4 protein-coding genes and 1 tRNA gene are annotated in these 7,345 nt (G+C 42.6%); 1 reads left to right on the top strand and 4 read right to left on the bottom strand.

Annotation, left to right across the window (positions count from 1 at the left end; genetic code table 11):
• Window positions 1–276: 276 nt before the first annotated feature.
• The 4 genes from WBM49_RS10095 to dnaE all read right to left on the bottom strand — a co-directional run bounded on the left by WBM49_RS10095 (window position 277) and on the right by dnaE (window position 6,371).
• Window positions 277–350: transfer RNA gene (locus WBM49_RS10095), tRNA-Asp, on the bottom strand.
• Window positions 351–520: 170 nt separating this feature from the next.
• Window positions 521–1,450, bottom strand: a complete 930-nt coding sequence (locus WBM49_RS10100) for a DUF58 domain-containing protein (protein ID WP_424371930.1) — start codon at window positions 1,448–1,450, stop codon at window positions 521–523.
• Between the two features lie 121 nt (window positions 1,451–1,571).
• The gene (trxA, locus tag WBM49_RS10105; protein ID WP_424371931.1) at window positions 1,572–1,889 is read right to left on the bottom strand and encodes a thioredoxin; all 318 of its coding nucleotides are present in this window, start codon (window positions 1,887–1,889) and stop codon (window positions 1,572–1,574) included.
• Window positions 1,890–1,988: 99 nt separating this feature from the next.
• On the bottom strand, window positions 1,989–6,371 hold the full coding sequence (dnaE, locus tag WBM49_RS10110; RefSeq protein ID WP_424371932.1) for a DNA polymerase III subunit alpha: 4,383 nt from the start codon (window positions 6,369–6,371) through the stop codon (window positions 1,989–1,991).
• Window positions 6,372–6,612: 241 nt separating this feature from the next.
• Between dnaE and WBM49_RS10115 the strand changes: the two genes are divergently transcribed.
• A partial coding sequence (locus WBM49_RS10115) for a hypothetical protein (RefSeq protein ID WP_424371933.1) occupies window positions 6,613–7,345 on the top strand: 733 nt, incomplete at its 3' end.

A 7,345-nucleotide genomic window follows, 5' to 3' on the forward strand; every position in this document is an offset into this window, starting at 1 on the left:
GGCCCAAATGTGTGGTGCTGCAGAAGCAAAGTCCGGCTAATTGTTTCTTTGGAATTTGGAATTTGAAAATTGGAATTACCCATTGACGGGATTCTTTTCTCGGCTGTTACCTCAAAAAGGGCCCTAAAGGGTGGTCCTGCAGAGAAGCGTGCCCGAGCCCTTCTCCCTGCTGTACAGGGAAAGTATTTTTCCATTCCTTCGCCCATATGAGCAAGCTCAAGGGCTGCGAAATGAAAAAACCCTTCACACGAAAGTGTGAAGGGCTCTGCTTCTATGCGGTCTGGACGGGACTCGAACCCGCGACCCCCTGCGTGACAGGCAGGTATTCTAACCAACTGAACTACCAGACCAATGATTTTGTTCGTATGAAACGAACTCTGACAACAGTCAGATTCAAATCTTGCTACAAATGCTTTAAAAAGCACTCTCGTTCACCGCAGCACCTATAGGATGCGTTGGAGGATGCAAATATACGCTGCTTATTGAATTACACAAACAAAAAAATTAAAATAAAAAAGGTCTACCCAAATGCCTGCCGCTCTATCATAAATGTGTTGAGTACCTTAGAAAGATCGTCCTGAACATTTACCTCCACATATTTTATCTTGTATTTTGCACAGGTCAGTTTTAATTTTGAAATAAAGTTGGCAACTTCTTTTTCATAAGCTTCCTTGATGGTGTCCGCAAAAACATCAATATGGGTTCCCGTTTCTACATCCATAAAGCGTTTGGGGGTATTCTCAAAGTTAAAGCCTACCTCCGTTTCTGTATCCAATAAATGAAAGATCACCACCTCGTGCTTGTTGTATTTCAAATGACGCAAAGCATCAAATAAGGAATCGTCATCCGTATTGTTCTGAAACATATCGGTAAAAAGAAAGATAAGACTCCTTCTCTTTAACTTCTCCGCGATCTGATGGATAAACGTATAGGTCCTGGTTTCTTTTTCCGGTTTTGTTTCCAGACTCACCTCATTGAGCTTGGCCAATAACATCTGGTGGTGGCGTTCACTTCCCTTCTCGGGGGAATAATGGCTGTACGTATCGGCAAAAATGCTGAGGCCCACCGCATCGCGTTGTTTTTTAAGGATATTCATCAAGGCCGCGATGGCCAAAACCCCAAAACCGATCTTATTCAGATTATCTAAGCTTAATTCCTTTCGCTCCGGATAATACATGGAAGCCGAATTATCCAGGATCATATGGCAGCGCAGATTTGTCTCTTCCTCATAGCGTTTGGTATAAAGCTTGTCTGTCTTGCCGTACAGTTTCCAATCTATATGCTTGGTACTTTCGCCTGTGTTGTAGATCTTATGTTCCGCAAATTCTGCGGAAAAACCGTGAAAGGGACTTTTGTGTATGCCACTGATAAACCCTTCCACCACCTGTTTTGCAAGTAGTTCCAGGTTTTGGAATAGTTTTCCCTTCTGAAGTTCGGACTGTATATTCACAATTCGAAGATACGTAACTGTGACGAAATGTTGAAGATATTACCATCTTCAAACGTCTTAATAACCACTAAAAAAAAAGCCCGGAATTTTCCGGGCCTTAACGTATATGATTTAGATGTACCTATAAGGCAGCGTCTATAGCATCTGTGTATACTTTTTTCGGAGAAACTCCTACTTGTCTGTTTACGATCTCGCCGTTCTTGAAAACCAAGACCGTTGGGATATTACGGACACCGTATTTTGCGGCAAATTCCTGATTGCTATCCACATCTACTTTACCTACGATTGCTTTGCCTTCGTATTCAGTGCTTACCTCATCTATGATAGGACCTACCATTCTGCAAGGACCACACCAGGCAGCCCAAAAATCTACCACTACGGGTTTGTCACTTTTTAGTACTACCTCGTCAAAAGTAGCATCTGTTATTTCTAATGCCATGATTTACTTTTTTACAATTGTGCAAATTTAGTCAATTATTTGCCTTTTTACTTACTCCCTTCATATTCGTTTTACCTATGAAGATATCAGGCCAGACTATTAGTTGAGTTTATAATGCACTTCTTTATTTTCCAGGGTCGCCAGTAACTCACTGCTAATCTGCACCTTTTGCTTTCTACTGCTAAGGGTCACTTTTATCTCGTCCTCCATTTCATAAACAGTGAATTGTAAGGGATGGTTGCCCTTATGAGACCGGAGGGTTTCCTTCAGTTCCAGAATATGGTCTTCCTGAAGATGGTCTATATTGAGTTTTATGGTGAGTTTCTTTGCATAATTCTCCATTACCTCCTGTAGGAGCATAAACTGGCTAAATTGCATTCTGGGATCACCCTTTTTGCCAGTATCCCGGTTTACCCAGCCTTCCCGTACAAATACCTTGATAAAAACAAAGGAGTTGATCATCAGAAAATGCCTGAATTTTAAATATTCCTCCCCAAAGAGCCTGAACTCAAACGTATCCGTATAATCCTCCAAGGTAAACGAAGCCCAGCCCTTTCCATTTCTAGAAACACGATGCTGCACATCTGTGATGACCCCTGCGAAACTAAGTTCCCTGTTTAATTGCTCTTCAAGCGTATGGAAAAAGGAGACATTTGCATTAGAAAAGGCTGTGATCTCTGCCCTAAAATCATCCAGTGGATGTCCGGAAATATAAATGCCTACTACTTCCTTTTCCCTCCTTAGCTTCTCCATGGTTCCCCACTCTTCACAAGGGGGTACTACCGGCTCTGGGATCTGCACCTCACTGGCATCGCCAAAAAGACTTACCTGTGAAGAATTCTCATTTTCCTGGAACTTGGCGCCGTACCTAATCACTTTTTCGAGAAAGGTAATCCCTTCACCTTCCAAATGAAAATATTGTGCCCTGTGTGTATTTCCAAAAGAGTCGAATCCCCCGGCCAGGGCCAGGTTTTCAAAAGCCTTTTTATTGGCTGCCCTCAGATCTATACGTTTGGCCAGATCAAAGACAGATTTAAAAGGACCCTTGGCCTTTCGTTCTTCTACGATGGTCTCCACCGCAGACCTCCCAACGCCTTTTATGGCCCCCATCCCAAAGCGTACAGCCCCTTCTTTGTTGACGGCAAATTTGTAATACGATTCATTTACATCTGGTCCCAGCACCTCCAGCCCCATTCGTTTACACTCTTCCATAAAGAAAGTGACCTGCTTAATGTCGTTCATATTGTTAGACAATACCGCCGCCATATACTCAGCAGGGTAGTGGGCTTTCAGATAGGCCGTCTGGTAGGCGATATAGGCATAACAAGTAGAATGACTTTTATTAAAGGCATAGGAAGCGAATGCCTCCCAATCCTTCCAAATTTTCTCTAGTACTTCACGAGGATGCCCGTTCTTTTCACCCCCATCGAGAAATTGTGGTTTTAACTTTTGAAGCAGGGAAAAGATCTTTTTCCCCATGGCCTTTCTAAGAATATCGGCTTCCCCTTTGGAGAATCCTGCTAATTTTTGAGACAGCAACATTACTTGCTCCTGGTAGACCGTAATCCCATAAGTGTCTTTCAGGAATTCTTCCATTTCCGCAAGGTCATAGGATATTTCTTCTCTCCCGTGCTTTCGTTCAATAAAACTGGGGATATATTCCATGGGGCCCGGCCGGTAAAGGGCATTCATGGCGATAAGGTCATCAAACACCGAAGGCTTTAACTCCTTAAGGTGTTTTTGCATCCCGGGTGATTCATACTGGAAGATCCCTACGGTATCGCCTCGTTGAAAGAGCTCGTAAGTGGTAGCATCGTCCAATGGGAAGTCGTCTGGCACCAATTCAATTCCGTGTTTAGCACGGACTATCTTTACGGTGTCCTTTATTAAAGTAAGGGTTTTAAGACCCAGGAAGTCCATTTTTAATAAGCCGGCACTTTCTACGACCGAGTTGTCGAATTGTGTTACGTACAAGTCGGAATCCTTGGCGGTGGCTACCGGTACAAAATTGGTAATATCATCCGGAGTGATGATCACCCCGCAGGCGTGGATACCGGTATTTCGCAAAGATCCTTCCAATACCCTGGCCATCCTTAGGGTTTGAGCCTCAAGGTCATCCCCTTCCGAAATATTTAGAAGCTGATTAACTTTTTCCATATCCTCAGACCGGAATCTCTTACGCAGATCGGCCTCAGGGACATCGAAGATCTTATTGAGCTTGGACATGGTGGGGATTAGCTTGGCAATGCGGTCTGCATCGGGTAAAGGCAGGTCCAAAACCCTGGCAGTATCCCTTATCGAAGACTTTGCAGCCATGGTACCATAGGTGATGATCTGCGCTACCTGATTGGCCCCGTATTTATTGATCACATAGTCCATGACTTTCCCACGTCCTTCATCATCAAAGTCGATATCAATATCAGGCATCGAAACTCGGTCCGGATTCAGGAAGCGCTCAAAAAGCAAATTGTATTTTAAGGGGTCTATATTGGTAATCTTTAAACAATAGGCAACAACAGAACCGGCAGCAGAACCCCTGCCGGGGCCTACAGATACCCCCATATTTCTTGCTTCCCGTATAAAATCTTCCACGATCAGAAAATATCCGGGATATCCGGAGTTCTCAATGGTTTGTAATTCAAAGTCTATTCGCTCCTTAATTTCAGGGGTTAGTTCTTCGTATCGTTGTTTTGCTCCGAGGTAGGTAATATGTTTTAAATAGGTATTTTCTCCCCGTTTTCCGAGGTCTTCTTTGTCCTCTGCTACCAGGAATTTTTCCGGAATCTCAAACTTGGGGAGGAGCACTTCCCGAGCGAGTTCATAGTGTTCAATTTTATCCACGATCTCCTGAAGATTCGAAATAGCCTCTGGTATATCCTGAAACAAGGCTTTCATTTCTTCAGGGGATTTAAAGTAATATTCCTGATTGGGTAAGCCGTAGCGGTATCCTCTTCCCCGCCCTATTGGGGTGGCTTTTTTCTCTCCATCTTTTACACAAAGGAGAATATCATGAGCCTCTGCATCCTCTTTGTTGCAGTAGTATGTATTATTACTGGCCACTAATTTAATAGCGTGTTTTTGAGCCATGGCAATTAATACCGGGTTGGCCCTGTTCTCATCGTCCTGATCGTGCCGCATCAGTTCTACATACAGGTCTTTTCCAAATAGACCATGCCACCAAACCAGGGCCTCTTCAGCTTGCTTTTCTCCCAGGTTAAGAATCTTGGAGGCGATCTCCCCGTAGAGGTTCCCGGTTAGGACAATAAGATCATCCTTATATTGTTCAACAAGGGTTTTGTCTATTCTGGGGACATAATAAAAACCGTCCGTATAGGCCAGGGATGCCATTTTGGCCAGGTTGTGATACCCATTCTTATTCTTGGCCAAAAAGACCATTTGATAGCCGTAGTCTTTGTGATTCTTGTTGAGGTGGTCCTCGCATACAAAGAATTCACAACCTATGATTGGTAAGATCTCTTGCTGATTAAATTCCTCTCCTGCTTCTTCAGCTTTTTCCTTTCTACTGTGCAATCCGGCATTAAATGCCTTTACCTCCTTTACAAAATGAAAGGCTCCCATCATATTGGCATGATCTGTCAATGCAACGGCTGGCATATTATGTTCCGCGGTGGAGGCTACAAGATCTTTGATTTTGATGGTAGATTGAAGTACCGAAAACTGAGAATGGTTGTGAAGATGTACAAAAGTAGTATCCTCTAAGCTCTTTATATTGGCCCTGATCTCCTCTTTTGAGATTTCAGGAGAGGTGCCTTCCTGTTCTGTTTGTAAGGCATTGGAGGCTTTCTTCAAATTCCGGTGGGAAAGTCCCAATGGTGCAATAACAGTTGGATGAAGTTCTATGAATTTTTCAACGTAATCTGGTTGCACCTTTAGTTCTTCCGCGGTGAATGACCTTCTTCTTATTAATTCGAAGAAACACCTGCTGGTGGCTTCTACGTCCGCAGCCGCGTTGTGGGCTTCTGAAAAAGGCTGATTAAAAAGGAATTCATGAAGTTCTGTAAGGGTAGGTAGCTTAAATTTTCCTCCCCTGCCACCCGGGAGCTGGCATAATAAGGCTGTGTCTTCCGTACAGGTGTCCAGAACTGGTATGCTTACAAGCGGATCTTCAAGGCCGGCACGGAAGAATTCAGCTCCCATAATGTTGATGTCAAAACCAACATTCTGCCCAACCAGGAATTGAGACTTGCCTAAAACCTCATGGAAGAGTCGTAAGGCCTCCTCAAGTGGAATCCCATCATTGGCTGCCAATTCTGTGGAAATACCGTGTATCTGTTCTGCATCATAAGGAATGTCAAAACCTTCGGGTTGAATAAGGAAGTCTTGTTGTTCTATTAGATTTCCCATCCCGTCGTGCAACTGCCATGCTATTTGGACGCAACGGGGCCAGTTATCTACGTCCGATACTGGTGCATTCCAGCGTTTAGGTAAGCCAGTGGTTTCGGTATCAAATATCAGGTACATAAGGGGCTTTTTTATAAAAAGGCAGGGAATAAAATTATGGAATTACCCTTATTTATAAAAGGACAGTTATAAGCAGTTATTAACTTAAGTTCTGAACCAATTAAAATCCGAAAATATAAACCTTATAAATTTGATGGTTTTTATCTAATTAAATGACCGCGCTTCTTCTTAATTTTCAAATCTCAGCGTGAATACTTTTACTCATTTTGCATAAGCAATTGTGCTATCAATACTATTTTATATGCGTGTATCTAAATTCTTAAAACTTCTATTTGTCTTTACGTGTTTTCTGCCTTATCAGGGATATTTACAGGAAAATATTTCAATAACGTCCAAACGAAATGATGATAATTCGATTACCTACAGCTATGAAAAGCGTATGCCAGGGAATTATTTGGTTTATTTAAATGTTCAACAAATTGGAAATACAACAGCTCCAAGTGAGCGAATTACGGTATCCGGGCAAAGTGGGACACTTTTCACCCTTAAACCCATCAGTGAAAAAAGCGGAATAGCTTTTCGTTTTCGTTATGGTTTTGTTAGGGGTAAGTACAAACCTAAACCCGATTTTGATTTTGTGTATTGTTTGCCATTTAAAAATGGGAAAGAAATTAGAGTAGACGAAATATCTACAATAAGTCAAACTGCGGGGGTATCCAAGCCTTCAAATTGGAAAGCATTTCAATTCACTACTTCATCTGAATCTGACAGCGTTTTTGTAGCACGGAAAGGTCTTGTTGTGGAGGTCGTGGAAAAAAATGACCCGGATTACAACCTGGAATATGCCTATAAGCAAGATGCCAACTACGTCATTATTGAACATAAGGATGGTACTTTGGCTCGTTATGATGTACTCGAAAAAAATAGTGTTGCACCCGAAGAGGGGGATATGGTTTTCCCCGGAGATTTTTTGGCAATGGCCGGGACATACGATAAGAAAGAGAATAAACAATTGCGATTTAGAGTATTTTATC

Source organism: Muriicola sp. (assembly GCF_049669965.1).
GTDB lineage: Bacteria > Bacteroidota > Bacteroidia > Flavobacteriales > Flavobacteriaceae > Muriicola.